The 24,147-nt window shown below is 65.3% G+C and carries 20 protein-coding genes and 1 tRNA gene; 5 read left to right on the top strand and 16 right to left on the bottom strand.

What is annotated here, in order from left to right:
* Window positions 1-71 precede the first annotated feature (71 nt).
* From U5A65_RS15850 to rsmB, 10 genes are all read right to left on the bottom strand, one after another.
* Window positions 72-836 (bottom strand): tetratricopeptide repeat protein, encoded by a 765-nt coding sequence (locus U5A65_RS15850; protein ID WP_321946782.1) that lies wholly within the window; start codon window positions 834-836, stop codon window positions 72-74.
* The gene (locus tag U5A65_RS15845) at window positions 833-1,615 is read right to left on the bottom strand and encodes an HpcH/HpaI aldolase family protein (RefSeq protein WP_321907319.1); all 783 of its coding nucleotides are present in this window, start codon (window positions 1,613-1,615) and stop codon (window positions 833-835) included. Before U5A65_RS15845 ends, U5A65_RS15850 begins: the two co-directional genes overlap by 4 nt.
* Window positions 1,616-1,863: 248 nt before the next feature.
* Window positions 1,864-2,307 (bottom strand): 6-carboxytetrahydropterin synthase QueD, encoded by a 444-nt coding sequence (gene queD, locus U5A65_RS15840; protein ID WP_321946873.1) that lies wholly within the window; start codon window positions 2,305-2,307, stop codon window positions 1,864-1,866.
* Window positions 2,308-2,338: 31 nt separating this feature from the next.
* Window positions 2,339-2,971 carry a 7-carboxy-7-deazaguanine synthase gene (gene queE, locus U5A65_RS15835; RefSeq protein WP_321907317.1) on the bottom strand — a complete coding sequence of 211 codons (633 nt, stop codon included), beginning with the start codon at window positions 2,969-2,971 and terminating at the stop codon, window positions 2,339-2,341.
* 149 nt (window positions 2,972-3,120) lie between these two features.
* A complete protein-coding gene (queC, locus tag U5A65_RS15830) occupies window positions 3,121-3,852 on the bottom strand; it encodes a 7-cyano-7-deazaguanine synthase QueC (RefSeq protein WP_321934451.1) in 732 nt (243 codons plus the stop codon).
* A gap of 269 nt (window positions 3,853-4,121) precedes the next feature.
* Window positions 4,122-4,197, bottom strand: a tRNA-Phe gene (locus U5A65_RS15825).
* Window positions 4,198-4,284: 87 nt separating this feature from the next.
* Entirely contained in the window at window positions 4,285-4,989 is a 705-nt protein-coding gene (esaR, locus tag U5A65_RS15820; RefSeq protein WP_321934452.1) for a response regulator transcription factor EsaR, read from the bottom strand.
* Window positions 4,990-7,431, bottom strand: a complete 2,442-nt coding sequence (locus U5A65_RS15815) for a PAS domain-containing sensor histidine kinase (protein ID WP_321946781.1) — start codon at window positions 7,429-7,431, stop codon at window positions 4,990-4,992.
* The gene (locus U5A65_RS15810; RefSeq protein ID WP_321907311.1) at window positions 7,421-8,014 is read right to left on the bottom strand and encodes a DUF4390 domain-containing protein; all 594 of its coding nucleotides are present in this window, start codon (window positions 8,012-8,014) and stop codon (window positions 7,421-7,423) included. Before U5A65_RS15810 ends, U5A65_RS15815 begins: the two co-directional genes overlap by 11 nt.
* The gene (gene rsmB, locus U5A65_RS15805; RefSeq protein ID WP_321946780.1) at window positions 8,011-9,546 is read right to left on the bottom strand and encodes a 16S rRNA (cytosine(967)-C(5))-methyltransferase RsmB; all 1,536 of its coding nucleotides are present in this window, start codon (window positions 9,544-9,546) and stop codon (window positions 8,011-8,013) included. The genes U5A65_RS15810 and rsmB overlap by 4 nt, the downstream gene beginning before the upstream one ends.
* Before the next feature lie 231 nt (window positions 9,547-9,777).
* On the opposite strand from rsmB, the gene U5A65_RS15800 reads away from it, so the two are divergent.
* Window positions 9,778-10,974, top strand: coding sequence for a hypothetical protein (locus U5A65_RS15800; RefSeq protein WP_321946779.1), 1,197 nt, complete (start codon window positions 9,778-9,780; stop codon window positions 10,972-10,974).
* A gap of 47 nt (window positions 10,975-11,021) precedes the next feature.
* On the opposite strand, the gene htpX is transcribed toward U5A65_RS15800, so the two are convergent.
* The 4 genes from htpX to def all read right to left on the bottom strand — a co-directional run bounded on the left by htpX (window position 11,022) and on the right by def (window position 14,334).
* Complete coding sequence (gene htpX / locus U5A65_RS15795) at window positions 11,022-11,876, bottom strand: zinc metalloprotease HtpX (RefSeq protein WP_321907305.1); 855 nt, start codon at window positions 11,874-11,876, stop codon at window positions 11,022-11,024.
* A gap of 130 nt (window positions 11,877-12,006) precedes the next feature.
* On the bottom strand, window positions 12,007-12,657 hold the full coding sequence (locus U5A65_RS15790) for a LysE family translocator (RefSeq protein WP_321946778.1): 651 nt from the start codon (window positions 12,655-12,657) through the stop codon (window positions 12,007-12,009).
* A 111-nt stretch (window positions 12,658-12,768) separates the two neighbouring features.
* Entirely contained in the window at window positions 12,769-13,764 is a 996-nt protein-coding gene (fmt, locus tag U5A65_RS15785; protein ID WP_321946777.1) for a methionyl-tRNA formyltransferase, read from the bottom strand.
* Between the two features lie 66 nt (window positions 13,765-13,830).
* A complete protein-coding gene (gene def, locus U5A65_RS15780; RefSeq protein WP_321946776.1) occupies window positions 13,831-14,334 on the bottom strand; it encodes a peptide deformylase in 504 nt (167 codons plus the stop codon).
* 284 nt (window positions 14,335-14,618) lie between these two features.
* Between def and dprA the strand changes: the two genes are divergently transcribed.
* The 3 genes from dprA to U5A65_RS15765 all read left to right on the top strand — a co-directional run bounded on the left by dprA (window position 14,619) and on the right by U5A65_RS15765 (window position 19,266).
* Window positions 14,619-15,857: a DNA-processing protein DprA gene (gene dprA, locus U5A65_RS15775; RefSeq protein ID WP_321946775.1), complete on the top strand. Its 1,239-nt coding sequence runs from the start codon at window positions 14,619-14,621 to the stop codon at window positions 15,855-15,857.
* A gap of 105 nt (window positions 15,858-15,962) precedes the next feature.
* Window positions 15,963-16,340 carry a thioredoxin family protein gene (locus U5A65_RS15770; RefSeq protein WP_321907297.1) on the top strand — a complete coding sequence of 126 codons (378 nt, stop codon included), beginning with the start codon at window positions 15,963-15,965 and terminating at the stop codon, window positions 16,338-16,340.
* Window positions 16,341-16,608: 268 nt separating this feature from the next.
* Window positions 16,609-19,266: a DNA topoisomerase III gene (locus U5A65_RS15765; protein WP_321907295.1), complete on the top strand. Its 2,658-nt coding sequence runs from the start codon at window positions 16,609-16,611 to the stop codon at window positions 19,264-19,266.
* A gap of 113 nt (window positions 19,267-19,379) precedes the next feature.
* On the opposite strand, the gene U5A65_RS15760 is transcribed toward U5A65_RS15765, so the two are convergent.
* Together U5A65_RS15760 and U5A65_RS15755 are read right to left on the bottom strand one after the other, a co-directional pair.
* The gene (locus U5A65_RS15760; RefSeq protein ID WP_321907294.1) at window positions 19,380-20,489 is read right to left on the bottom strand and encodes a LysR family transcriptional regulator; all 1,110 of its coding nucleotides are present in this window, start codon (window positions 20,487-20,489) and stop codon (window positions 19,380-19,382) included.
* Window positions 20,490-20,804: 315 nt separating this feature from the next.
* Window positions 20,805-22,655: a phosphoenolpyruvate carboxykinase (GTP) gene (locus tag U5A65_RS15755; protein WP_321907293.1), complete on the bottom strand. Its 1,851-nt coding sequence runs from the start codon at window positions 22,653-22,655 to the stop codon at window positions 20,805-20,807.
* Between the two features lie 427 nt (window positions 22,656-23,082).
* Between U5A65_RS15755 and U5A65_RS15750 the strand changes: the two genes are divergently transcribed.
* Entirely contained in the window at window positions 23,083-24,096 is a 1,014-nt protein-coding gene (locus U5A65_RS15750; RefSeq protein WP_321907291.1) for a D-2-hydroxyacid dehydrogenase family protein, read from the top strand.
* Window positions 24,097-24,147 lie beyond the last annotated feature (51 nt).

The following is a 24,147-nucleotide window of genomic DNA, read 5'->3' as shown; positions in this document are numbered from 1 at the left end:
TCGATGCGCCAAATGACAACGCGCCGGCAGAGTCCGGCGCGTTGTCGTTTCAGCGTGCGATTTTTGAGTGCTTATTGCGTGGGCGCCGACTTCATCAGTTGCGCGCTCAACTGCTGATACTTCAGTCGCGCGACGGGATCGCCCTGCGCGGCCGCCGCCGCATAGTACGCGCGCGCGACGTTGAGGTTCTTCGGCACGCCGTCGCCGCCGCGCTCGTAGAACGAGCCGGTCACGTATTGCGCCGTCATGTCGCCACCCTCGGCGGCCTTCTTGTACCAGTAGAACGCCTGCTTGTTGTCGCGCGTGGTCCCGCGCCCGTCCAGGTACTGATTCGCAAGCGCTAGCTCCGCCTGCACATGGCCCTGCTTCGCCGCCTTGAGGAACCACTGGTGCGCCTGGACCGGATCGCGCTCGACGAAGTCGCCGTCGTCGTACATCTTCCCGTACACATACTGCGCGTGCGACATGTTTGCGTCCGCCGCCTTGCGCAGCCACTTGCGGCCCTCGCCCACGTCGGCGGCGCCGCCTTCGCCGTTCACCAGCATCATCGCGTAGTTGAACTCCGCCAGCCGGTTGCCGCGCTCGGCCGCCGCCTGGAACTCGGCGCGCGCCGCGCTCAGATTGCCCGCGTTGTAGTCGGCAACGGCGTTGGCCGTTTGCGGATCGGATTCGGCGCCAGGCGTGGCGCTAGCGCCGTCGGCCGCTGCGGCGAAGCCGCTCACGCCGAGCGCTGCGCCCGCCAGACAGCCGATGGCGACCGCGCGCGCCGCGCGTCCAAAACGCGGCGCAAAAAACCGCGCAAGCAGCCGCTCAAAAAGGGCTTCCGGACGCCTCATGATCTCGCCTCCTGGAGCGCCTGGCGCGTCGCGCGCACGAGCCAGATCACGTCGGCGGCAAGAGCGATGAAGCTGAAACCCATCTCGCGATACTGCTTCGCGCCAGCCGGATCCATGGCGAAAATGCCCGCAGCCACCCCCGCGTCGCGTGCGGCGGCCACAATGCGCCGCATCGCGGCGAGCACGTCGGGATGCTTCGAGTCGCCGAGATGGCCCAGGCTCGCCGCAAGATCGGCAGGCCCCACGAACAGACAGTCGACGCCCGGCACCTTCGCGATCTTCTCGACTTCGGCCAGCGCCGCAGCCGATTCGATCTGCACGATCGTCGCGATCTGCGCGTTCGCGCCCTGGAGATAATCGCGCCGCATGCCGTAGGCCGCCGCGCGCACCACACCCGCCACGCCGCGCTGGCCGCCGGGGGTGCTCGCGTCGGGGTACTGCGTGAGGCTCACGGCGCGCGCGGCCTCTTCAGCCGAGGCCACATTGGGGAACATCACCGTGCGCGCGCCCGCGTCGAGCACATGCTTCACGAGCCACGGCTCGCTGTCGGGCACACGCACCACGGGCTCGGTGGGCATATGCGCGGCGGCAATGGCGCGCAGTTGGGCGATCGTGTCGCCGCTGTCGTTCGGGGTGTGCTCCATGTCGATCAATAGCCAGTCGAAACCGGCGTGCGCGAGCGCCTCGGCAGCGGTTTCGCTGCCCATCGAAAGCCATAGACCGAATAGCGGCTCCGCCTCCTTGAGGCGTTCCTTGAGGGGATTGGTGAAGGTGCTCATCGCCGTGCTCCCGGCGAGGCTGCGGGGCGCGCGCGAGGCGCGGGCGGTGTGTCGCCCGGCAGCGCAGCAGCCGGCAGGTCTCGCTCCGTTATGTGTTTGTCGGGCCGCACGCGGGGATGCGCAGGCCTTGCGGCAATGATCATACCGCGACAAAAACTTGCCGGACGGCGCGGAAAACCCGCCTTGCGCGGGTCGTCGGAGCGAGGGTGAGACCGCCGGTGAGGCGGCTTAGGCGGAACTGGCGGGCGTCAGTTGCGCGTGACTTCGGCCCAGCAGTTCGGCGTCTCGTACAGGCGCAGCTTGTGCAGGCGCAGGTTCACGCCGTAGTGCGCGTCGTACACGTTCGCGAGAATATCGAACGCGATGGCCGCGAGGTTCTCCACGGTCGGAATGCGGTCGATCACGACCGTCTTGTGGCCCGGCAGCGTTTCGAGAAAGCAGCGCACCTGCGTGTCGCCCGAAAAAACGAGGAACGCGTGATCCCACAGATCGACGAGATGCTGGTTCGCGAGCGACTTCACGTCGGCGAAGTCCATCACCATGCCGCGGTCGGGCGCGCCTTCGGTTTCAACGAGGTCGCCTTCCAGCGTGATTTCGAGCACGTAACGATGGCCGTGCAGGTTACGGCACTGGCTGCGGTGGTCGGGGATGCGGTGGCCCGCGTCGAATTCGAGTTTTCGGGTGATCGTCAGCACGGCGCTTCTTCAGAAAAATTCGCGTGAATCAGGGAATGTTCAGGTATTTGTGGGTCTGCATCGACAGGCGCCACTGCGGATGGCGCTTGCACCAGTCGATAGCGAGCTTCGTGTTCAGGTCGCGCGACGGGCCGTCCATGGGCTGCACGAGAAAATACTCGAAATCGAGCTTCGCGTACTCGGCGAGGCGCTGGTTTTCCTGCGGCACGACGACCTTCAGCTCGTTGCCCTTCGTGACGACGAGCGGCGCGTCGGCCTTCGGGCTCACGCAGATCCAGTCGATGGTGTCGAGCACCGGCAGCGAGCCGTTCGTTTCGATCGCGATCTCGAAGCCGGCCGCGTGCAGCGCGTCGACGAACGGCGGGTCGATCTGCAGCATGGGCTCGCCGCCCGTGCAGACCACGAAGCGGTTGCCTTCACCTTCAGGCCACAGCGATGCGATCTTCGCGACGAGTTCTTCAGGCGTGCGGAATTTGCCGCCGTTCTCGCCATCGGTGCCGACGAAGTCGGTGTCGCAGAAGCGGCAAACGGCTTCCTCGCGATCCTCCTCGCGGCCCGACCAGAGATTGCAGCCGGCGAACCGGCAGAACACGGCCGGACGCCCGGCGTTCGCGCCCTCGCCCTGCAACGTGTAGAAAATTTCCTTTACCGCGTAAGTCATGGTGCAGCCTGGTTCTGGCTCATGCGCGCAGCGCGCGTACAAAGCCGGTTGGTCTCGGGCGCGTGTTCAACGTGCTGGCAGGGTGCGCCGCCCGTGCGCGGCCCTGAGCATTTTCACTGCGAAAGTCGTGCGCGGCCCGAGCCCTACGCTCAGACCGGTGCTTCCGTCACGTTCTCGCCAGCGAGATACGCTTCATACCCGCGCTTGCGCAGCTTGCACGCCGGGCACTCGCCGCAGCCGAAGCCCCATGGGTGAAGCTCGGCGCGCTCGCCCACGTAGCAGGTGTGCGTTTCCACGCGCACCATGTCCACCAGCGCTTCGCCACCCAGCTTTTCGGCAAGGCGCCACGTGTCGGCCTTGTCGAGCCACATGAGCGGTGTTTCCAGCACGAAACGCGTGTCCATGCCGAGATTGAGCGTCACTTGCAGCGCCTTCATGGTGTCGTCGCGGCAGTCGGGGTAGCCCGAGAAGTCGGTCTCGCACATCCCGCCCACGAGCACCTTGAGCCCGCGACGATACGCGATCGCCGCGGCGATCTGCATGAACATCAGGTTGCGGCCCGGCACAAAGGTGTTCGGCAAGCCGCTCGCCGCCGTTTCGATCTCGATCTCGCGCGTCATGGCCGTGTCGCTGATCGAGCCGAGCACCGAAAGATCGATCATGTGATCGTCGCCGAGACGCTTGCCCCACTCGGGGAACGTGCTGGCGATCGCCGCGCGAAAGCCTTCGCGGCACTCCAGTTCGACGCGATGACGCTGGCCATAATCGAAGCCGAGCGTCTCGACGCTCTCGTAGCGGTCGAGCGCCCATGCGAGGCACGTGGCCGAATCCTGGCCGCCGGAAAACAGTACGAGCGCGCCCTTGGCTTCAGTTCGAGTCACCGTGAAACTCCGTGTATGAGGTTTCCGCGCGAATGCTTTCGTTGCTTGCCAGCGCTGCTTGCCTGCGTTGCTCGATGCGTCCGGGCGGACCGGCAGGGACAACCCCGCGCCGGCTCATGCAGTATAGGCCGGGGTCCCAGCACGGGCATTGGCGCACCCTTATACCCTGGATACCGTCGACGTCGGGAATTCGAACCGCAAGACAATGAACCCAACGCGCGCACAACGAAAAAGCCCCAGGAATCGAACGATCTCCTGGGGCTGCATTCTGGTGGCCTGGGACGGAATCGAACCATCGACACGCGGATTTTCAATCCGCTGCTCTACCAACTGAGCTACCGGGCCAACGAAGAAAGAAGAGTATAGCGATCTATTCCGCGTTTGCCAAGTGCTTTCGCGAAATTCGTTAGCCGGGCCACGCCGCTCGGGCCCTCACTCGCCCTTGCTCTTGCCGAGATCCACGCCGAGCTGCTTGAGCTTGCGATACAGGTGCGTGCGCTCAAGCCCCGTTTTTTCGGCCACACGCGTCATGCTGCCGTTCTCGCGCGCGAGGTGGTACTCGAAGTACGCGCGCTCGAACGCGTCGCGCGCGTCGCGCAGCGGAATGTCGAACGAGATCGAAGCCGTTTGCGTGGCCGTCGTGCCCGCCTGCATGCCATGCACGCCGTCGGCGCCCAGCACCGGCAATGCCGCCGCCGATGCCACGACCGCCGGGCCGCCCGCCGCCGATTTCCCCGCTGCCGCCGCCGTGGCCGGCGCGACCGGCGCCGCCGTGCCGCGCGCGAGCCCCTGCTCGACCGCCTTCAACAGCTTTTGCAGCGCGATCGGCTTTTCGAGGAAGTTGAGCGCGCCGATTTTCGTCGCCTCGACCGCCGTGTCGATCGTCGCGTGCCCCGACATCATGATGACCGGCATCGTGAGATGCCCCTGCGCGGCCCATTCCTTGAGCAGCGTCACGCCGTCGGTGTCCGGCATCCAGATATCGAGCAGCACGAGGTCCGGCACCTGGCGCTGCCGGAAGTCGCGCGCCTGCTGCGCATCTTCCGCAAGCTCCACGACGTGCCCTTCGTCGCTGAGGATCTCCGAGAGCAATTCCCGGATGCCCATTTCATCATCTACCACCAGGATGGTTGCCATTTACGCTGCCCTTGTCTGCACTGTTGCTTTTGATCCCTGCTCCGCGTCGGCACGCGCCTGCCCCGTCACGGCTCGGCCGGGACCTGGCGTGGCGGCATCCGGGGGGATGTCGTCTGCCAACTGGAGAAAGAGAATCGAGATCTGCGCGCCCTCGATCACATCGCCCGCTTTCATTCGATTGCGGATGTCGATGCGCGCGCCGTGCTCGTCGACGATCTTCTTGACCATCGCAAGCCCGAGTCCTGTTCCTTTGGCCTTGGTCGTCACATAGGGTTCGAACGCGCGCGTGAGGATGCGCGCCGGGAAGCCCGGGCCGTTGTCCGAAACCGTGAGACGCACCGCCACGTGCGTGCGGCCTTGCGCGTCGGGGTCTCCGTATTCTACGGCGCGGGTCTCGAGCGTCACGTGAGGATTCTGCGTGTCGGCCACGGCGTCCTGCGCGTTTTGCAGCAGGTTGTGGATCACCTGGCGCAACTGCGTGGCGTCGCCCCGTATGACCGGCAAGTCGGAGAGCTCGACCTTGATCGCGCTCTTGCCTTCTCCCGCACCGTAGAGCGTGAGCACTTCGCTCACGAGTTCATTGAGCTGCAGGTTCGCGAGCACCGCAGGCGGCGTGCGCGCGTAATCGCGGAAGTTGTCGACCATCTGCTTCATCGCCGCGACCTGATTGACAATGGTGGTCGCGCCGCGCTTGAGCACTTCGGCGTCGGTTGGCGCGAGCTTGTCGGAGAGCTTCATCTGCAGGCGTTCGGCCGAGAGCTGGATCGGCGTGAGCGGATTCTTGATCTCGTGCGCAAGACGCCGCGCGACTTCGCCCCACGCCACCGAGCGCTGCGCCGAGATCACGTCGGAGATGTCGTCGAACACCACGACGTAGCCCGAGGTTTGCATGTCGCCGGCGTCGCGGCCCGTATCGGACACGAGGCGCGCGCCGCGCACGAGCAGCGTGAGCGGATCGGTCTCGCCCGGAATCGGCACGGAGAACTGCTGCTGCCAGTGCCCGCGATCTTGATCGTCGCCTTCGCGGTCCGTGCGTGAAGCTTCCTGGTCGGCGAAGGCCTTGCGCACCATTGCGCCGAACTCGGTGAGCGCGCCGATATGGTCGAGCGCGACGCCGAGCTGCGTCTGGAACGGCTGACGGAAGATGCGCTCCGCGCCGGGATTCGCCGTCGTGAGGCGGAACTGCCGGTCGAACACGAACACGCCCGCCGTGAGGTTCGCGAGAATGCTCTCGAGATACGCCTTCGAATGCTCGAGCGCGATGCGGTTCTTCTCCACGGCCTGGCGCGCTTCGGAAAGCTGGCGCGTCATCGCATTGAACGACTGGGTGAGAAAGCCCAGTTCGTCGCGCGACTTGATCTCGCGCTTCGGTGTGTAGTCGCCCTCGGTCACTTCCTTCGTGCCCTGCGCGAGCAGGAAGAGCGGTCTCGCAAGCTGGTTGCCGAGCGCGAGCGCCAGCATCATCGCGACGAACGTGGCGAGAAAGAGCGCCAGCGTGAGCGTGCCGATATACATCTTGCGCAGGCCGGTGCGGCCGAGCGCCTTCTCCTGATATTCGCGATACGCGCGCTGCACGGCGTCGGCGTTACGCGCGAGCGCGGCCGGCACCGGTTGCTCCAGTTGCAGGAAGCGCTCGACCGGCTGCAGATCCGTTGTGTTCGCATCGGGAATGCGCGTGACCACGCGCAAGCGCAGCGCGCCTTTCGAGCCAAGCTGATGCGGGTCACCGTCCACTTCGCCTTCGATCGCCGCATAGCCGCGCCCGCGCGCCTGATCGATCATCAGCGAGGTGGGCATATCGGCGGGCATGAGCGACGAGAAGTTGCTCGACGCCTGCGCCACCACGTGCATTTCCGGCGCAGCGCCCGACATGCTGCGCACCGGCTCGACGATCATCGCGTCCTGCACGCCGAACTGGTCGCGCGCGCGCAGCAGCGTGAGCGTCGTGCCCGCGGCGTCGCCGCTCGCGATCTGCTCGGCCATCAGACGGCCCTTGGTTTGCAGATCGGACAGCGAGGCGTCGAGCATGCCGCGCCCGAGATTCAGGCCTGCCGTGAGCGCGGTTTCCACGTTCACGTCGAACCAGGACTCGATCGAGCGCGAGACGAACTGATACGAAACGATATAGATGATGCCGCCCGGCACCACGCCCACGAGCGCGAAGAAGAACGCGAGCTTGGCCAGCAGGCGCGTGCCGAACTTGCCGCGCCTCAAGCGCACGACGATCACGATCATCAGCGCCGTGACCACCGACAGGAAGATCAGCGCGACGACGATATTGGCCGCGTAGAGCCAGCCGTAGTAGCGGTCGAAGAACTCGGTGTTCGCGCTCGCCGCGGCGAGCAGGACGAGCAGCAGCGTCGCGGTGAACGCGACGGTGGAAACGAGCAGCTTGACGACGACGCTGCTGAAGCTGGTGGCGCGGCGCACTTTATTTAGCACGTTCGGTCACCGTGAAGTTAAAGCGCTTCCAGTCGGAAGCGAGGTTCCAGTCGCGGTTGTTCACGGCGTCGATCTGGAACGGCTTGGGCATCAGCGCGACGTCGAGCTGCATGCGCACCGAGGCCGTGTACGTTTCGCCGGCATGCACGTCTTTGGGGTCGATCACGTGCCACGAAGTGACGTGCTTGATGACCGCGAGCGCTTCCGCGAGCGACGAGAAGCCGAGCTGCAGGCCGCCGCTCGAGACGCGGTACTCGCGCGTGAGCGGCTGGAACGACAGGCGAATGCTTTGCGAAACGCTCACCGGCTGTTCGTCGAACCAGTACCAGCGCGCGCGCGTGAGCTCGAAGTCGGTGGTGAAGTAGAGCGGAATGCCCTTGTTGACCGCGTCTTCCAGGCTGCTGTTGAGGTCGAAGTCGAAGCGGGCGTCGAGGCTCCAGCCGTTGCTGTCGGCCTGGAGCGACGCGCGCTGCACCGCGATCGAGTCGGCACGCGCCGGCGTTGCGGCCACGAAGCCGACGACGGCGAGCACCAGCCAGATCAGGGCCGCGAACCGCAGCGGGAAGAAGCGTTTGATGGTCACCGTTTCTGAAAGCGCGCGTAGAAGAATCCGTCGTGATCTGCGGTGCGATCGGGAGCGGGGCAGCCGGTTGCCGTCACTTCGGCCTTTGCATCGGCATCGTGCCGTGCCTCTTTGGCTGCGCCGCGTCCCGGCCCCCGGGCCGGCGCGCCGAGCGCCTCGGGCAGCAGTTGCCCCGGGGCGTCCAATCGTACCGCATCCGCATGGGTGCTTTCAAACCAGCGCGCCTGCGCTTCGCCTTCCTCGGGGAAGATCGAGCAGGTCACGTAGAGCAGCTCGCCGCCCGGCTTCACGAGCGGCCACAGCGCATCGACGATGCGGCGCTGCTCGGCGGCCAGCGCCGCGATGTCGCTCTCGCGGCGCAGCCAGCGGATGTCCGGATGGCGGCGCACGATGCCAGAGGCCGAGCACGGCACGTCGGCGAGGATGCGATCGAACAGCTCGCCGTCGTGCCACGCGGCGGGATTGCCCGCGTCGCCGACCACGATCCTTGCGTGGCGCGCCGGATGTGCGGGATCGTCTTGCGCGAAGCCAAGGCGCGCGAAGTTCTCGCCGATACGCGCGGCGCGTGTGGCATCGCTCTCCAGCGCGATCAGATCGATGTCGGCGAGTTCGAGCAGATGACCGCTCTTGCCGCCGGGCGCCGCGCACGCGTCGAGCACGCGCATGCCGTCGCGCACGCCGAGAATTTGCGCGGCCACCTGTGCGCCGGCGTCCTGCACGGACACGTCGCCCGCCATGAAGCCGGGAATGCGATCCACCGGCAGCGGCGCGGCGAGACGCACGGCGTGTTCGCCGATCTGCGTGGCGGCGATGTTTTCGGCGGCGAGCCGCTGGACGTATTCGGCGGCGCTCGAGCGGCGCGCGTTCACGCGCAGCGTGAGCGGGCCTTGCGTGTTGCCAGCGGTGAGAATTGCCTGCCACTGCGTGGGCCACGCGGCGCGGACCGCGTCGATCCACCAGCGCGGATAGTTCCACTGCGCGGTTTCATCGGCCTGAGCGGCGGCCAGCGCCGTGTCGCGCTCGCGCAGAAAGCCGCGCAGCACTGCATTGACGAGCCCCTTCGCGAAGGCGATCTCGCGGCGCGCGCCCACGGCGCGCACGGCCTGATCGACGACCGTAAACGGCGTGTAGGCGGCGCTCGCCTCGTCTTCCACGAGCAACGCCAGCGAGCAGGCGAGCAGATTCGCAACGTGCGGCGCGGGCGCCTTGCTCACGCGCTGCCGGATCAGCCAGTCGACCATGCCCAGGCGCCGCATCGTGCGATACGCGACGTCCTGCACGGCGCCGCGAGCCTGCGGCGAGAAGTCGGCGGGCAAGGCGGCGAAGGCGCTCGCAAGCGCGGCGGGCAGCGCCGCACCGGCGCGCACCGCGCCGACCGCGTGCGCAGCCTGGTCGAGCGCGAAGCCGAGCGAATCGGGGGCCAGGTGCACAGCGTGGCTGCGTGCCGGCGCCGCGCCCTGGCGCGCAGACGATGCGGAACTCTTTTTGCCGTGAGACGGCTTGCTGGGTCGCCGGGATGGGCTGGCTGTCATGAAGAAACCGGATGCGGGCCGCGGTGAATCGCGGCGTCAATGATGCACAAGCGAGCCATTGTAGCGTGGCGAGCGCGCAACACTGCCTGCCCTGTTCGATTCGGGTTGGGCGCACCGCGCGCGCAGGGCGGCGGCGATGAATTCGTCTGGATACATATTGGCGGATGCCGACTAATGGCCCGCCGCATGATGGCGACAGAAAACGCCTCCTTAAGCTTCGTCGCGGCCATCATGAAACCACTCGGGAAGAAACACGACTTCGCGTTCCTGGCCTTCGTTGCGCTCTTTTCCGTGTACCAGCAGGGGCGGGGAAAGCTGTTCGCGCCTTTCTGGGACTACAAGGTGTACGCGTACGCGCTGGACCAGTTCAAGCGCGGTGCGAATCCGTATATCCCGCACGGATTTCCGTTCGTGTATCCGCCCATCTTCCTGAACCTCTTCTCGCGCATTCCGTTTCACTGGCTCTATCTGGCGTTCGTTTTGGCGTCGCTGATCTGTCTCGCCTGGAGCGCCAGGCATGCGGATTTCGTCGTCGCGGGTGCGCTGGGTTTTCTGACCGGCGGCGCGGGTGTAGGAGGCATGCTGACAGGAAACTTCGCGATCTTCGGTCACTTGCTGATCATTGCGCTTTTTTATTCGGCTTCCGGGGACGCACCGCCGCGTAGTTCGCAGCACACCTCGCAGCCGAGCGTTAGCGCGACAGCGAAGTATTGCGCGCTGGCGTTTTTCATCGCCCTTTTCGCCTCCATCAAGATCTACTTTCTGACGTACGCCCTCGTGTTCTTTTTTATCCCCAAGGGCATGCGCTATTTCTTCGCCGTGCCTTTGTGTGTTGCGCTCGCAACCATCGCGCAGCTCGTGCTGGAACCGCGTCTGTGGACCGACTTCGAAACCCTGCTGCGCTGGCAGATGCTCGCCCAGAACGATTCCGGGCTCGTGCTGTTCGGGATACTCGAACAGCACGTCCGCACGCTGTCGACGCTGGAGGACGTGCTGTTCTACGAAGGGGTTGTCGTCGCGCTATTCGTGTACGCGGTCAACCCGTTGCGCGGGCGGCGACTCATGGTTCTCGAAAACGCCAACCTACCTGGCCGGCTGTTCTATGCCCTCGCATTCTGTCTCGCGCTGAATCCAAGAATGAAGGAATACGACATCGCGCCGTTTTTCGCGTGCTGCTACGTTTCGCTATTCCAGAGCAGCACCCGCGATAACCGGATGGATCGCGTGTTCTTCTATGCCGTACCGTTGGCGTTCATCGCCGCGTGGGTCGTCGTCAAGTTTGGACACGTGTACTACGCGCTCGATGTGTCCTGGTTCGTTGGCGTCTACTTCGTGTTCTTCGTGGTTTCCTTGCGTCAACGGACACTGCGGGTTTCGGCTCGAACAGAGATGCGACACGTAGACGGCGACGCCGCGGCGACGGGCTGAATAAAAAAACGCCTCCGAAGAGGCGTTTTTTGTGACTGCCTGGCGCACTAGCGTCTGCCGCCCGCGGCCATCTCCATCAACCGGCGAATGCGCTCTTCCGTGGACGGGTGCGTGCTGAAGAGGTTCTGCAAGCCGCCGCCCGAAAGCGGATTCATGATCATCATCTGCGCCGTGGCCGGATGCTGTTCGGCCGCCGGGAACGGAATGCCCTGCGCATAGCGATGGATCTTGTCGAGCGCCGAGGCGAGCGCCTGCGGATCGCCGGAAATCTCGGCGCCGCCACGGTCCGCTTCGAACTCGCGCGCACGCGAAATCGCCATCTGGATCAGCGCGCCCGCGATCGGTGCGAGCAGCGCCACCGCAATGCTCGCGATGGGGTTCGCCGGACGACCGTTTTCGTCGCGCCCTCCGAAGATCATCGCAAAGTTGGCGAGCGCCGAGATCGCGCCGGCCATGGTGGCCGAAATCGTAGAGATCAGAATGTCGCGGTGCTTCACGTGCGCCAGCTCGTGCGCCATGACACCGCGCATTTCGCGCTCGGACAGCACGCGCAGGATACCCGTGGTTGCCGCGACCGCCGCGTGCTCGGGGTTGCGGCCGGTAGCGAAGGCGTTGGGCGCGTCTTCGTTGATGAGGTAGACGCGCGGCATCGGCAAGCCCGCACGCGTGGCCAGATCGCGGACCATGCGATAGAACTGCGGCGCCGTGGTCTCGTCGACTTCCTGCGCGTTGTACATGCGCAGGACCATCTTGTCCGAATACCAGTACGAGAAGAAGTTCATGGCGAGCGCGAAGAACAGCGCCAGCATCATCCCGCGATGCCCGCCGATCAGCCCGCCAATCACGATGAAAAGGGCCGTAATCGCGGCCATCAACATCGCGGTTTTGACCCAGTTGAACATGTGCTGTGCTCCTTCACCCACCAGGGGATCCAATCGATCGTTGAACGCCCGCCGCCAGCCAGTCAGCCATATGCGGGCGAGCGCATTGTAAGCGATTTGTTAGATATGGGCAGATGCGAAAAATTCAATCTCAGCGCGTGGCCGTCGCGAGCTTCAGGCCCAGGCCGACGAACGCCGAGCCGACTGTACGGTCGAGCCACTTCTTCACGCCAGCCTTGCCCGAAAAACGCCGCGTAACACTGCCCGCCACCCACGCGACAAAGCCGTTCCAGACCGTGCTCATCAGCACGAACACGGCACCGAGCGTCAGGAAAGCGAGCGCCTTGTGCTCAGTTCCCGTCGTGACGAACTGCGGGAAGAACGAAACGAAGAACAGCACCACCTTCGGGTTGAGCACGTTGGTGCAGAAACCCGAAATGAAGAGCTGGCGCAGCGGCCGCGCGGCAGCGGCAGGCGGCGTGGCTTGCGCGGCGCCTTCGGCCGTCTTGACGTCGTGTTTCGTGAGGACGAGCCGCACGCCCAGGTACACGAGATAGATCGCGCCGACGATCTTGATGACCGTAAACGCCGTGGCCGATGCCGCCAGCAGCGCCGTCAAACCGAACGCACACGCGAGCGTGTGCACGCAGCAGCCCGCCGAGATACCCAGTGCGGAGACAAGGCCCGCGCCGCGCCCCTGCGCCACGCTGCGGCCGACGATATAGGCCGTATCGGGCCCCGGCGTCACGTTCAGGAGAAACACGGCGACGAGGAAAAAACCGAAATGGGTGATGCCGAACATGACAACCTCAAAATCGAAACACACGCTTCAAACGCCATTGATTCTAGCGCGCTGGTAACCGCGCGGCGTTTGGCCTAACGGCCATTTTCGGGCGCTGGAGCGAGCCCGGGTTCAGGCCGCCGGGGCCTCGGGCAACTGGAAACGCTGGCCCGCAACAAGCGGCATGCCGGCCAGGAATTCGCGCGCGGGCAGGCGCTTGCCGCCCGGCTTTTGCAGCTGCGTGAGGCGCAGCGCGCCCTCGCCGCAGGCCACCACCACGCCCGCCGGGCTCACATCGAGAATCTCGCCCGGCTCGGCGCTCGCGCTGGCCGAATGCTCCACAGGCTCGCCGGCCCACAGCTTCAGTTGCGCGCCGTCCAGCGTGGCGGCGCCGCCCGGGAACGGGTCGAACGCGCGAATCTGGCGCGCGAGCGCCACGGCCGGCCGGCGCCAGTCGAGCGCCGCTTCCTGCTTGCCGATCTTTTCGGCGTAAGTCGCGCCCTCTGCCGGCTGCGGCGTGCTGGACAGCGCGCCGTCGCGCTCGAGTGCGATGAGCCCATCCACGATCAGCTTCGCGCCGAGTTGCGCCAGGCGGTCGTGCAGCGTCGCCGTGGTGTCGCCCGGCGCGATCGGCGTGCGCACCTCGGAGATCATCGGGCCGGTGTCGAGCCCCGCGTCCATCTGCATGAGCGTGATGCCGGTCTCGTCGTCGCCGGCTTCGATCGCGCGGTGAATCGGCGCGGCGCCGCGCCAGCGCGGCAGGATAGACCCATGAATGTTGATGCAGCCGCGCGGCGGGATGTCCAGCACTTCCTGCGGCAGCAGCAGCCCGTAGGCTGCGACCACCATCACGTCGTGCGGCGTGGCGCGCAGCAGCTCCAGCGCTGCGGCCGCTTCCTCCGGATACTTGCCCGTGCGGCGCAGCGACGGCGGCTGGGCAACGGCGATGCCGTGCTCCTGCGCGTAGCGCTTGACCGGGCTTGCCTGGAGCTTCATGCCACGGCCCGCGGGACGGTCCGGCTGGGTGAGGACGAGCGGCACGGCAAAGCCCGCTTCGTGAATCGCAGCGAGCGCCGCGGCGGCGAATTCCGGCGTGCCGGCGAAGATAACGCGAAGGGTGTGGCTCATGGGCGCTCGGTGCGTGGCTGGTTGATGAAGAAAGAGACGGCGCGACGTAACGCAATCAAATCGCGATTACATCGCGCGTTCGAGCTTCTTCATCTTGCTGCGGATGCGCGTTTGCTTGAGCGAAGAAAGGTATTCGACGAACACCTTGCCCATCAGGTGATCCATTTCGTGCTGGATGCAGACCGCGAGCAGCCCTTCACAGTCCACCTCGTAGGTCTCGCCCTTTTCGTTCGTCGCGCGCACGCGCACCTTTTCCGCGCGCTCGACTTCGTCGTAGATGCCCGGCACGGAAAGACAGCCTTCCTCATGCACTTCACGCTCCGCGCTCGACCAGATGATTTCCGGGTTGATGAACACGCGCAGCTCGTCGTGCGCGTCGGACACGTCGATCACCACGACGCGCTCGTGCACGTCGACCTGGGTGGCCGCGAGGCCGACGCCCGGCGCGGCGTACATCGTTTCGGCCATGTCGGCGACCAGTTTGCGGATGCGGTCGTTGACCACCTCGACCGGCTTCGCGACCTTGTGCAGACGCTTGTCCGGGTAATGAAGAATGTTCAGTAGAGCCATGATTTGACGGGTTTCTCGTTGGGCGCCTGAAAAAGCCAGGAACAGGGAACGATGCGCGGCCTGGCCATTCGGCCAGCTTGCGGGTCCCATGCCGGATACGGAGGATATGCACACATATTCGGACGAAACGGCCGCAATTCAACGTTGAACGCGCGCTCGCCCGTGCGAGTGCGCCGCGCCAGAAGGCGTGCGCGCAGTGCCACGGGTAAAGACGCCACGGTGTATTTCGGATGGTGAAAATTTTATCACGAGGTGCGGCAAACCGTCCGCGCCCGGGGAACGCAATGCCGACGACCTTGCCGCTGTCTCCCGAGGAACTGGCCGCCTGGCTGCGCCTCGCCCTCGCGCCTGGCCTGAGGCCCGTTGCGCTGCGTGCGCTGCTCGGCGCGTTCGGCCTGCCTCAAAACGTGCTGGCCCAGCCGTTCGCCGCACTCGCCGCAGTGGCTGGAGCACAAGCCGCGCACGCCGCACTGGCCGGGCCCCGCCCGGATTTCGCAGCACAGCTAGAAGCGCTGCAGGCCTGGCGCGCGGCGCCTGGCAACGCGCTCGTCACGCTCGCCGACCCGGCCTATCCGCCTCGCCTGCTCGACATGCCCGATCCACCGCCGCTGCTCTACGCAAAGGGCCGGCTCGAGCTGCTTCACGCGCGCGCAGTAGCCGTGGTGGGCAGCCGCAGCGCCACGCCGCAGGCCATCGACGACGCAGCGCGCTTCGCGCGCACACTCGCCGCGGCGGGTCTCACGGTCGTCTCGGGGCTCGCGCTCGGCGTGGACGGCGCCGCGCATCGCGGCGCGCTCCACGAGCATGGCGGCACCGTCGCCGTGATCGGCACAGGCGCTGATCTCGTCTACCCCCCGGCCCATCATCCGCTCGCCACGGAGATCGCCTCGCACGGCGCGCTCGTCTCCGAATGGCCGCTCGGCACTCCGGCGCGTTCCGCGAACTTTCCGCAGCGCAATCGCGTGATTGCCGCGCTCGTGGAGGGCGTCGTGGTGATCGAGGCCGCGCAACGTTCGGGCTCGCTCATCACGGCAAGGCTCGCCAACGAGATGGGGCGCGACGTATTCGCGCTGCCCGGCTCGATTCACGCGCCGCTCACGCGCGGCTGCCACGGGCTCATCAAGCAGGGCGCGCAGCTGGTCGAATCGCCCGAGGAAGTGCTCGATGCGCTGAACATCGGGCAACCCTCTGGTGCCGGGCGCGCGCTCGCGTCACGGCGTGAGCCGCGCCGCCAGAAAGTCTCGGTTCCGTTCGATCGCCCACGGCGCAACACGGGTGAGACTCTGCCGCTGCCGCTCGAACGTCCGCGCGCGGGCGCACGAAAACCACCCGCCAGCTTGGGGGCCGAGGCCCGGCGCCTGCTCCACGCGCTCGGACACGCGCCAGCCACGGTTGAAATCCTTGCCCAACGCACCGACATGGCTGAAGCGGTGCTGCAAGGCACGCTGCTGCAACTCGAACTCGCGGGGCAACTCGACGCCCTGCCCGGCGGCTGGTTCGTGCGGGCCAGTCGCGAGAACTGAGCCGGCTCATGCTGTGGATTGAGGGAGCATCACCGCCCGCGCGCCGCCGTGATACATTCGCGCCAAATACCCCGCTCTATATATAAGAGAACGCAAGGAACGACCATGCCCGCGCTAGACCTCGACACCGACGCCGACAAGATCGCAGAGCGCGTCAGCAATCAGGACACGCTGTTCGTCGCGTGCCTGTGCGCGCAGTGGTGCGGGACGTGCCGCGACTACCGGGCCACGTTCGACCGTATCGCCGATGCGCATCCCGATGTCTGCTTCGCGTACATCGACATCGAAACTCATGCCGACCGCTTCGACGATCTCGACGTCGAGAACTTCCCGACGATCCTGATCGAAGACGGCCACGCCACGCGCTTTTTCGGCACGGTCCTGCCGCATGCCGCCGTGGTCGAGCGCATGCTCTCGGACCTCAGGGCGCTACCGGGCGTGGCCGACGCGCCCAAGCTGCGCCCCGCCCTGAGCGCCGTTTGAGCGCCGTTTGAGCGCACCCAACATCTGACCCCGATCAGACGCCCCGCTTGCCGCACGACCAGGCGCGCCCTTATGATTGGGCGCCCTGGCGCGTGCGCAGGTGTCGTCAAGAGATGACGCAAAAATCGACGCCGCCGCGCCATGTGCTATAAAGCGGTCGAGAACGGCCCCCCGAGCGGGGCGGCAACGCAGGGCATCGCGCCCAAGCGCCCATTCAGGCGGCATCGGCCCCGGGGCGCCAACCGGATACACCCACAAGCAACCAGTCATGTCCAAAGCTCTGATCATCGCCGAGAAGCCATCCGTCGCGAACGACATCGCGCGCGCTCTGGGCGGTTTTACCAAGCATGACGAGTACTACGAGAGCGACGACTACGTGCTCTCGTCGGCGGTCGGCCATCTGCTGGAAATCGCAGCGCCCGAGGAATACGAGGTCAAGCGCGGCAAGTGGAGCTTCGCCCACCTGCCCGTGATCCCGCCGCACTTCGACCTGAACCCGATCGCCAAGAGCGAATCGCGGCTCAAGGTGCTCAACAAGCTGATGAAGCGCAAGGATGTCACGCAGCTCATCAACGCCTGCGACGCGGGGCGCGAGGGCGAGCTGATCTTCCGCCTCATCGCCCAGCACGCGAAGGCGAAGCAGCCGGTCCAGCGCTTGTGGCTCCAGTCGATGACGCCGCAGGCGATTCGCGACGGTTTCGCGAACCTGCGCAGCGACCACGACATGCAGCCGCTTGCCGACGCCGCCCGCTGCCGCTCGGAAGCCGACTGGCTCGTCGGCATCAACGGCACGCGCGCGATGACCGCCTTCAACAGCAAGGGCGGCGGCTTCTTCCTCACGACAGTTGGCCGCGTTCAGACACCAACGTTGTCGATCGTCGTCGAACGTGAAGAGAAAATCCGCCGCTTCATTCCGCGCGACTATTGGGAAGTGCGCGCGGAGTTCGTCTGTGCGGGCGGCTTCTACGAAGGCCGCTGGTACGACCCGAAATTCAAGAAGGACGAGTTCGATCCGGAAAAGCGCGACTCGCGCCTCTGGAGCCTGCCGGCCGCCGAAACCATCGTCGCGGCCTGCCACGGCCGTGAAGGCACGGTCACCGAAGAATCGAAGCCGTCCACGCAGCTCTCGCCCGCGCTCTTCGACCTGACGAGCCTGCAGCGCGAAGCCAACGGCCGCTTCGGCTTTTCGGCCAAGAACACGCTGGGTCTTGCCCAGGCGCTGTACGAAAAGCACAAGGTGCTCACTTACCCGCGTACCGATTCGCGCGCGCTGCCCGAGGACTACCTCGGCACCGTGAAAGAAACGCTCGAGATGCTCAAGGAGAGCAACAACTACCTGCCGCACGCCAAGCAGGTGCTCGACAAGGGCTGGGTGAAGCCGAACAAGCGCATTTTCGACAACTCGAAGATCAGCGATCACTTCGCCATCATCCCCACGCTGCAGGCGCCGAAGTCGCTTTCCGAGCCTGAGCAGAAGCTCTACGACCTCGTGGTGAAGCGCTTCCTCGCCGTGTTCTTCCCGGCCGCGGAATATCGCGTCACCACGCGCATTACCGAAGTCGCCGGTCATCACTTCAAGACTGAAGGCAAGGTGCTGGTCGAGCCGGGCTGGCTGCAGGTCTATGGCCGCGACGCGGCCGGCGACGACGCCAACCTCGTGCCGGTGAAGAAGGACGAGAAGGTCAAGACCGACAAGATCGCAGCGCATCAACTCGTGACCAAGCCACCTGCGCGCTACAACGAAGCGACGCTGCTTTCGGCGATGGAAGGCGCGGGCAAGCTCGTGGACGACGAAGAGCTGCGCGAGGCCATGGCCGCCAAGGGTCTTGGCACGCCGGCCACGCGCGCGGCCATCATCGAAGGTCTGCTGGGCGAAAAGTATCTCGTGCGCGAAGGGCGAGAGCTGATTCCCACGGCCAAGGCGTTCCAGCTCATGACACTGCTGCGCGGCTTGGGCGTGGAAGAACTCACCGCGCCGGAACTCACCGGCGAATGGGAGTACAAGCTTTCGCAGATGGAGCGCGGCAAGCTGCCGCGCGACGCGTTCATGCAGGAAATCGCCCGCATGACGCAGACCATCGTGAAGCGCGCGAAGGAATACGACTCGGACACGATCCCCGGCGACTACGCGACGTTGACCACGCCGTGCCCGAATTGCGGCGGCCAGGTGAAGGAAAACTATCGCCGTTTCGCATGCACGAAGTGCGAGTTCTCGATCTCGAAGATTCCGGGTGGCCGCCAGTTCGAAATCCCCGAAGTGGAAGAGCTGCTGCAGAACAAGACGATCGGCCCGCTCTCGGGCTTCCGCAGCAAGATGGGCCGGCCGTTCTCGGCCATCCTCAAGCTCTCGTTCGACGACGAAATCAAGAACTACAAGCTCGAGTTCGATTTCGGCCAGGACCAGGGGACCGAAGATGGCGAAGCGCCCGACTTCTCGCAGCAGGAGCCGGTGGGTGCCTGCCCGAAGTGCAAGGGTCACGTGTTCGAGCACGGCATGAGCTATGTGTGCGAGCACTCGGTTGCGAATCCGAAGACCTGCGACTTCCGCTCGGGCAAGGTGATCCTCCAGCAGGAAATCACGCGTGACCAGATGGCGAAGCTGCTGGCCGAAGGCCGGACCGACTTGCTGACCAACTTCAAGTCGTCGCGTACGGGCCGCAACTTCAAGGCTTTCCTCGTCAAACAGCCGGATGGCAAGATCGGCTTCGAGTTCGAGAAGAAGGAGCCGAGCGCGAAGACGGCGGCCAAGACGGCCGCGAAGAAGTCGGCCGCATCGGCTGAGGCTAAGGACGATGCCGCGAACGACGCGGCGGATTCGGCAGAAGAAGGCAAGGCCAAGCCCGCACGCAAAACGGCGGCCGCCAAAGCCGCACCGGCACGCAAGACGGCTGCCCGCAAGACGCCGGCGCGCAAGACGGGCTCCTAAGCGATCCGTTCAAGGGCCGGGGCCGCCCTCGACCAAGGCGCAGCCAAACAAAAAGGCGCAGCTTCTCACGAAGCTGCGCCTTTTTTATCGCCCGATGACCGGCGATATCGAGCTTATAGCGGCGAGATCGCCGACGTCCGCGTACGCGCCGCCGAAGCGCGCGCCGCCTTCGGTGCGCGATCGGCTTCCACGCCGTTGTGCTCGCCGTCGTGCAGGCTCCCACCCGGCACGGGCTGCGCGCCGTCGTAGTCGTCGCTCGCCACGCCATTGCGACCCGCCACGGCCGGGCGCGCAAGGCCGTCCTTGACCCACTGCTCGCCAAGCTGGCTGTTCGGCGTCTGGCTGAAGTGCTCGACAAGGTGGTCGATGAACGTGCGCACCTTGGCCGGCAGGTGACGGCGGCTCGGATACGCGACGTTGATTTCCACCTGCGGCAGACGATAGTCGCCAAGCAGCCGCACGAGACGCCCGCGCGTCATGTCGCGGCCAATCAGGTAGCTCGGCAGGATCGCAATGCCCATGCCGAGCAGCGCGAACTGGCGCAGCATCTCGGTGTTGTTCGCCACGATCACATTGGTCGGGCGCACGCGGACTTCGCCTTCAGGCCCCGTGAAGACGCGCTCGTCGCCCCAGTACTCGGAGGGCAGCGAGAGGCTCGGGTGCTCCATGAGGTGCTCGGGGCGCGTGGGCGTACCGTGCTTTTCGAGGTACGCCGGCGTCGCGCATACCGTCATGCAGCCGGTCGTGAGGCGTCGCGTGACAATGCTCGCGCTACGCATCTGGCGCGCGGTCACGACGCCCAGATCGAAACCTTCTTCGACGAGATCCACCTGACGGTCGACCAGCGTGACGTCGGGAATGACTTGCGGATAACGCTGCGTGTACGTCTGCAGCACCGGAGCGAGATTGTGGAGCCCGAAAACGACCGGCGCGACGATACGCAGCGTGCCGACGGGTTCGTGATTGCGCGCGACGACCATCTGTTCGACATCCTCGAGCTCATCGAGAATCTGGCGGGCGCGCTCGAGATAGACCTGACCCGATTCGGTCAGGGAGAGACTGCGGGTCGTGCGATTGAGCAAACGCGTGCCGAGCCGACCTTCGAGGTCGGCAACGTGCCGCGTCGCAACCGCGTTGGAGATATCCATCGCGGAGGCGGCCCGGGCGAAACTGCCGAGGTCGGCCACTTTGACGAATACTCGCATCGACTGCAAATGATCCATGAGACAACTCCTGCCTGTTACTACCCCGCTGTTAATCAGCGGAGGAAACCGCGAATTCTCCTACGACAGCAGAAATCGTGCAGAAGTTGCCTCCGAAGCCCTTATTTTCTTTACGAATTCTGCGACTGCGCCCCAAAATGCATTAACAGAGGTCCAATTGTTACCTCGAACGAAACAATTTTGCGCATCGCAGCGAGATAACCAGTCAGATGCCGAACAGACGGGCCTCTGCACTGCACCAATGCATTCGACCCCGGAAATAGAAATGGCCGCCCGAAGGCGGCCACTCAGTTAGTGAGCGCTCACGTCACATGATTAGAGGCGTGCTTCCAGCGTCTTGCGAGCGTCCTTCAACACTTCCGGCAAACCATGAGCGAGTTTGTCGAACAGCTCGGCGTGCAGCGCGAGTTCGGCACGCCAGTCGTTGGCGTCCACTGAGATCACCTGTTCGAACTGCGCCTGCGTGAAGTTCAGACCGCTCCAGTCGAGATCGCCGTAGCGCGGCGACACGCCGAATGCGTGCTCGTCGCCCGTGGCCTTGCCTTCGATACGGCGCACCATCCATTCGAGCACGCGCATGTTCTCGCCGAAGCCCGGCCACACGAACTTGCCATCCGGCCCCTTGCGGAACCAGTTCACGCAGAAAATGCGCGGCAGCGTCGCGCCGGTCGTGGCGAGGCGCTCGCCCACGTCGAGCCAATGGCCGAAATACTCGGCCATGTTGTAGCCGCAGAACGGCAGCATCGCGAAAGGATCGCGGCGCACCACGCCCTGCTGCCCCGCCGCAGCGGCCGTGGTTTCCGAGCCCATGGTCGCGGCCATGTAGACGCCCTCGGTCCAGTCGCGCGCCTCGGTCACGAGCGGCACCGTGGTCGAGCGGCGGCCGCCAAAGATGAACGCGTCGATGGCCACGCCTTTCGGGTTCTCCCATTCGGGATCGATCGACGGGCACTGGGAAGCCGGCGCCGTGAAGCGTGCGTTCGGATGCGCGGCCTTACGGCCGGTTTCCTTGCCGATGGCAGGCGTCCAGTCGTTGCCCATCCAGTCGATTGCGTGTGCGGGCGGCTCGTCGGTCATGCCTTCCCACCAGACGTCGCCGTCGTCGGTGAGTGCGACGTTCGTGAAGATCACGTTCTCCTTGAGCGTCGCCATGGCGTTGAAGTTGGTCTTTTCACCGGTGCCCGGCGCCACGCCGAAGTAACCCGCCTCCGGATTGATCGCATAGAGGCGGCCGTCGGCGCCGGGCTTGATCCACGCGATATCGTCGCCGATCGTGGTGATTTCCCAGCCGTTCATGGCAGGCGGCGGAATCAGCATGGCGAAGTTCGTCTTGCCGCACGCCGAAGGGAACGCCGCCGCGACGTGGTACTTGCGGCCTTCCGGCGAGCGCACGCCGAGAATCAGCATGTGTTCGGCGAGCCAGCCTTCGTCACGGCCCATCGTCGAGGCGATGCGCAGCGCGAAGCATTTCTTGCCGAGCAGCGCATTGCCGCCGTAACCCGAGCCATAGCTCCAGATCTCGCGCGTTTCCGGAAAGTGGACGATGTACTTCGTCTGGTTGCACGGCCACGGCACGTCCTTCTCGCCCGCCGCGAGCGGCGCGCCCACGCTGTGCACGCACGGCACGAACGCGCCGTCTTCGCCGAGCACGTCGTACACCGCGCGGCCCATGCGCGTCATGATGCGCATGTTCACGGCCACGTAGGGACTATCGGAAAGCTCCACGCCGATATGCGCAATAGGCGAGCCGAGCGGGCCCATCGAGAACGGCACGACGTACATCGTGCGGCCGCGCATCGAGCCCGCGAACAGGCCGTCGAGCGTCGTGCGCATTTCTGCAGGCGCGACCCAGTTGTTGGTGGGGCCGACGTCTTCCTTGTTGGGCGAGCAAATGAAGGTGCGGTCTTCCACGCGCGCGACGTCCGAGGGATCGGAGCAGGCGAGATACGAATTCGGGCGCTTGAGCGGATTGAGGCGGCGCATCGTGCCCGCCTCGACCATCTGCGCACACAGGCGGTCGTATTCCTCCTGCGAACCGTCGCACCAGACAATGTGGTCCGGCTGGGTATGCGCAGCGATTTTATGCACCCAATCGATCAATTTCCGGTGCCGGACCCAGGCGGGCACCTGCGCGGCGGCCTGGGCTTGGTAATCGGGATGGTTCATCGAGCTGTCTCCATTTTTAGGGCTGTAAAAAGGGGATCGGCCCTTGTAGACGCTGCACGCGAGAGGCGCAACTCATGCGAACCGGATGTTGATGGCAGATCAACATGCGAATCGGTCCGCGCAGTTGGGCAGGTCGTCAAGGTCCTTTAGCCTGGGGTTCGAAACCGTCTGTAAAGCGGCTTGCATCGGAGCCCGACAAGCTGTTAAAAGTTGCAAATTCGCGGCTGATTGCCGCGTCAAAAATCCTGCGTGCGTAGCCTTGAGGTGGTGCAATTGCAATGCCCGATGCTGCACGCGGCGAGCGACGTGAAGGCTCCCCATATTCATACCAGCCTTCGCGGCGCTGCATAGTGGGATAACCACCAGATGAACACCGAAGTCGCGCCACGCATGGCGCGATACAAAACACGCAAAACAACCCGCCGCCATGAAAATTGCCATCCTTGACGACTACCAGGACGCCGTCCGCAAGCTCGACTGCTTTCAATTGCTCGCCGACCACGAGGTCAAGGTTTTCAACAACACGGTGCGAGGCCTCGGCCAGCTCGCCAGCCGTCTCGCCGAAGTCGACGCGCTCGTTCTGATTCGCGAACGCACCCGCATCACCTCGCAACTGCTGGACAAGCTCCCGCATCTGCGCATGATCAGCCAGACGGGCAAGGCCGGTCCGCACATCGACATCCCCGCCTGCACCGAGCGCGGCATCGCCGTCCTTGAAGGCACCGGCTCGCCCGTCGCGCCCGCCGAACTCACGTGGGCGCTCATCATGGCCGCGCAACGGCGCATTCCGCAGTACGTCGCCAACCTCAAGCAGGGCGCATGGCAACAGTCGGGCCTCAAGACGTCGGCCATGCCGCCCAACTTTGGCCTCGGCACGGTGATGCGCGGCCAGACGCTCGGCATCTGGGGCTACGGCAAGATCGGCCGTCTCGTGGCCGGCTACGGCAAGGCCTTTGGCATGCGCGTGCTGGTGTGGGGCCGCGAGCATTCGCTCGAAGCGGCGCGCGCCGACGGCTACGAAGCCGCCGCAAGCCGCGAGGCGATTTTCGAAGAGAGCGACGTGCTGTCGCTACATCTACGCCTGCACGATGACACTCGCGGGATCGTGAAGCAGGAAGACCTGCTGCGCATGAAGCCCACGTCGCTGCTCGTCAACACGAGCCGCGCGGAGCTGATGGAAGAAAACGCGCTGCTCGGCGCGCTCTCGCAAAACCGGCCGGGCATGGTCGCGATCGACGTGTACGAAAGCGAGCCGATCCTGCAGGGCTACAGCCTGCTGCGCATGGAAAACGTGATCTGCACGCCGCACATCGGCTATGTGGAGCGCGAGAGCTACGAGCTGTACTTCGGCGCGGCGTTCCGCAACATCCTCGCGTTCGATGCGGGCGACCACGCAAACGTCGCGAACCCCGAAGCGCTGCAAGGCGGCCGCCGCAAGTAAGCGCGACCGCACGCGGGCGGCGCGCGCCGCCCTTCCTGCATCTTTCCGGCT

The organism is Paraburkholderia sp. J10-1, assembly GCF_905220165.1.
In the GTDB taxonomy this organism is placed as follows: Bacteria; Pseudomonadota; Gammaproteobacteria; order Burkholderiales; family Burkholderiaceae; genus Paraburkholderia.
This window is presented reverse-complemented; position numbering and strand designations above follow the sequence as displayed.

Excerpts from the sequence above, each read along its gene's own strand:
- queE (WP_321907317.1), bottom strand. The coding sequence starts at position 2,971 with ATGACTTACGCGGTAAAGGAAATTTTCTACACGTTGCAGGGCGAGGGC.
- esaR (WP_321934452.1), bottom strand. The coding sequence starts at position 4,989 with ATGGCAACCATCCTGGTGGTAGATGATGAAATGGGCATCCGGGAATTG.
- U5A65_RS15765 (WP_321907295.1), top strand. The coding sequence starts at position 16,609 with ATGTCCAAAGCTCTGATCATCGCCGAGAAGCCATCCGTCGCGAACGAC.
- def (WP_321946776.1), bottom strand. The coding sequence starts at position 14,334 with ATGGCTCTACTGAACATTCTTCATTACCCGGACAAGCGTCTGCACAAG.
- U5A65_RS15750 (WP_321907291.1), top strand. The coding sequence starts at position 23,083 with ATGAAAATTGCCATCCTTGACGACTACCAGGACGCCGTCCGCAAGCTC.
- U5A65_RS15770 (WP_321907297.1), top strand. The coding sequence starts at position 15,963 with ATGCCCGCGCTAGACCTCGACACCGACGCCGACAAGATCGCAGAGCGC.
- rsmB (WP_321946780.1), bottom strand. The coding sequence starts at position 9,546 with ATGACAGCCAGCCCATCCCGGCGACCCAGCAAGCCGTCTCACGGCAAA.
- U5A65_RS15755 (WP_321907293.1), bottom strand. The coding sequence starts at position 22,655 with ATGAACCATCCCGATTACCAAGCCCAGGCCGCCGCGCAGGTGCCCGCC.
- U5A65_RS15800 (WP_321946779.1), top strand. The coding sequence starts at position 9,778 with ATGAAACCACTCGGGAAGAAACACGACTTCGCGTTCCTGGCCTTCGTT.
- U5A65_RS15790 (WP_321946778.1), bottom strand. The coding sequence starts at position 12,657 with ATGTTCGGCATCACCCATTTCGGTTTTTTCCTCGTCGCCGTGTTTCTC.
- U5A65_RS15845 (WP_321907319.1), bottom strand. The coding sequence starts at position 1,615 with ATGAGCACCTTCACCAATCCCCTCAAGGAACGCCTCAAGGAGGCGGAG.
- htpX (WP_321907305.1), bottom strand. The coding sequence starts at position 11,876 with ATGTTCAACTGGGTCAAAACCGCGATGTTGATGGCCGCGATTACGGCC.
- U5A65_RS15850 (WP_321946782.1), bottom strand. The coding sequence starts at position 836 with ATGAGGCGTCCGGAAGCCCTTTTTGAGCGGCTGCTTGCGCGGTTTTTT.
- dprA (WP_321946775.1), top strand. The coding sequence starts at position 14,619 with ATGCCGACGACCTTGCCGCTGTCTCCCGAGGAACTGGCCGCCTGGCTG.
- fmt (WP_321946777.1), bottom strand. The coding sequence starts at position 13,764 with ATGAGCCACACCCTTCGCGTTATCTTCGCCGGCACGCCGGAATTCGCC.
- U5A65_RS15760 (WP_321907294.1), bottom strand. The coding sequence starts at position 20,489 with ATGGATCATTTGCAGTCGATGCGAGTATTCGTCAAAGTGGCCGACCTC.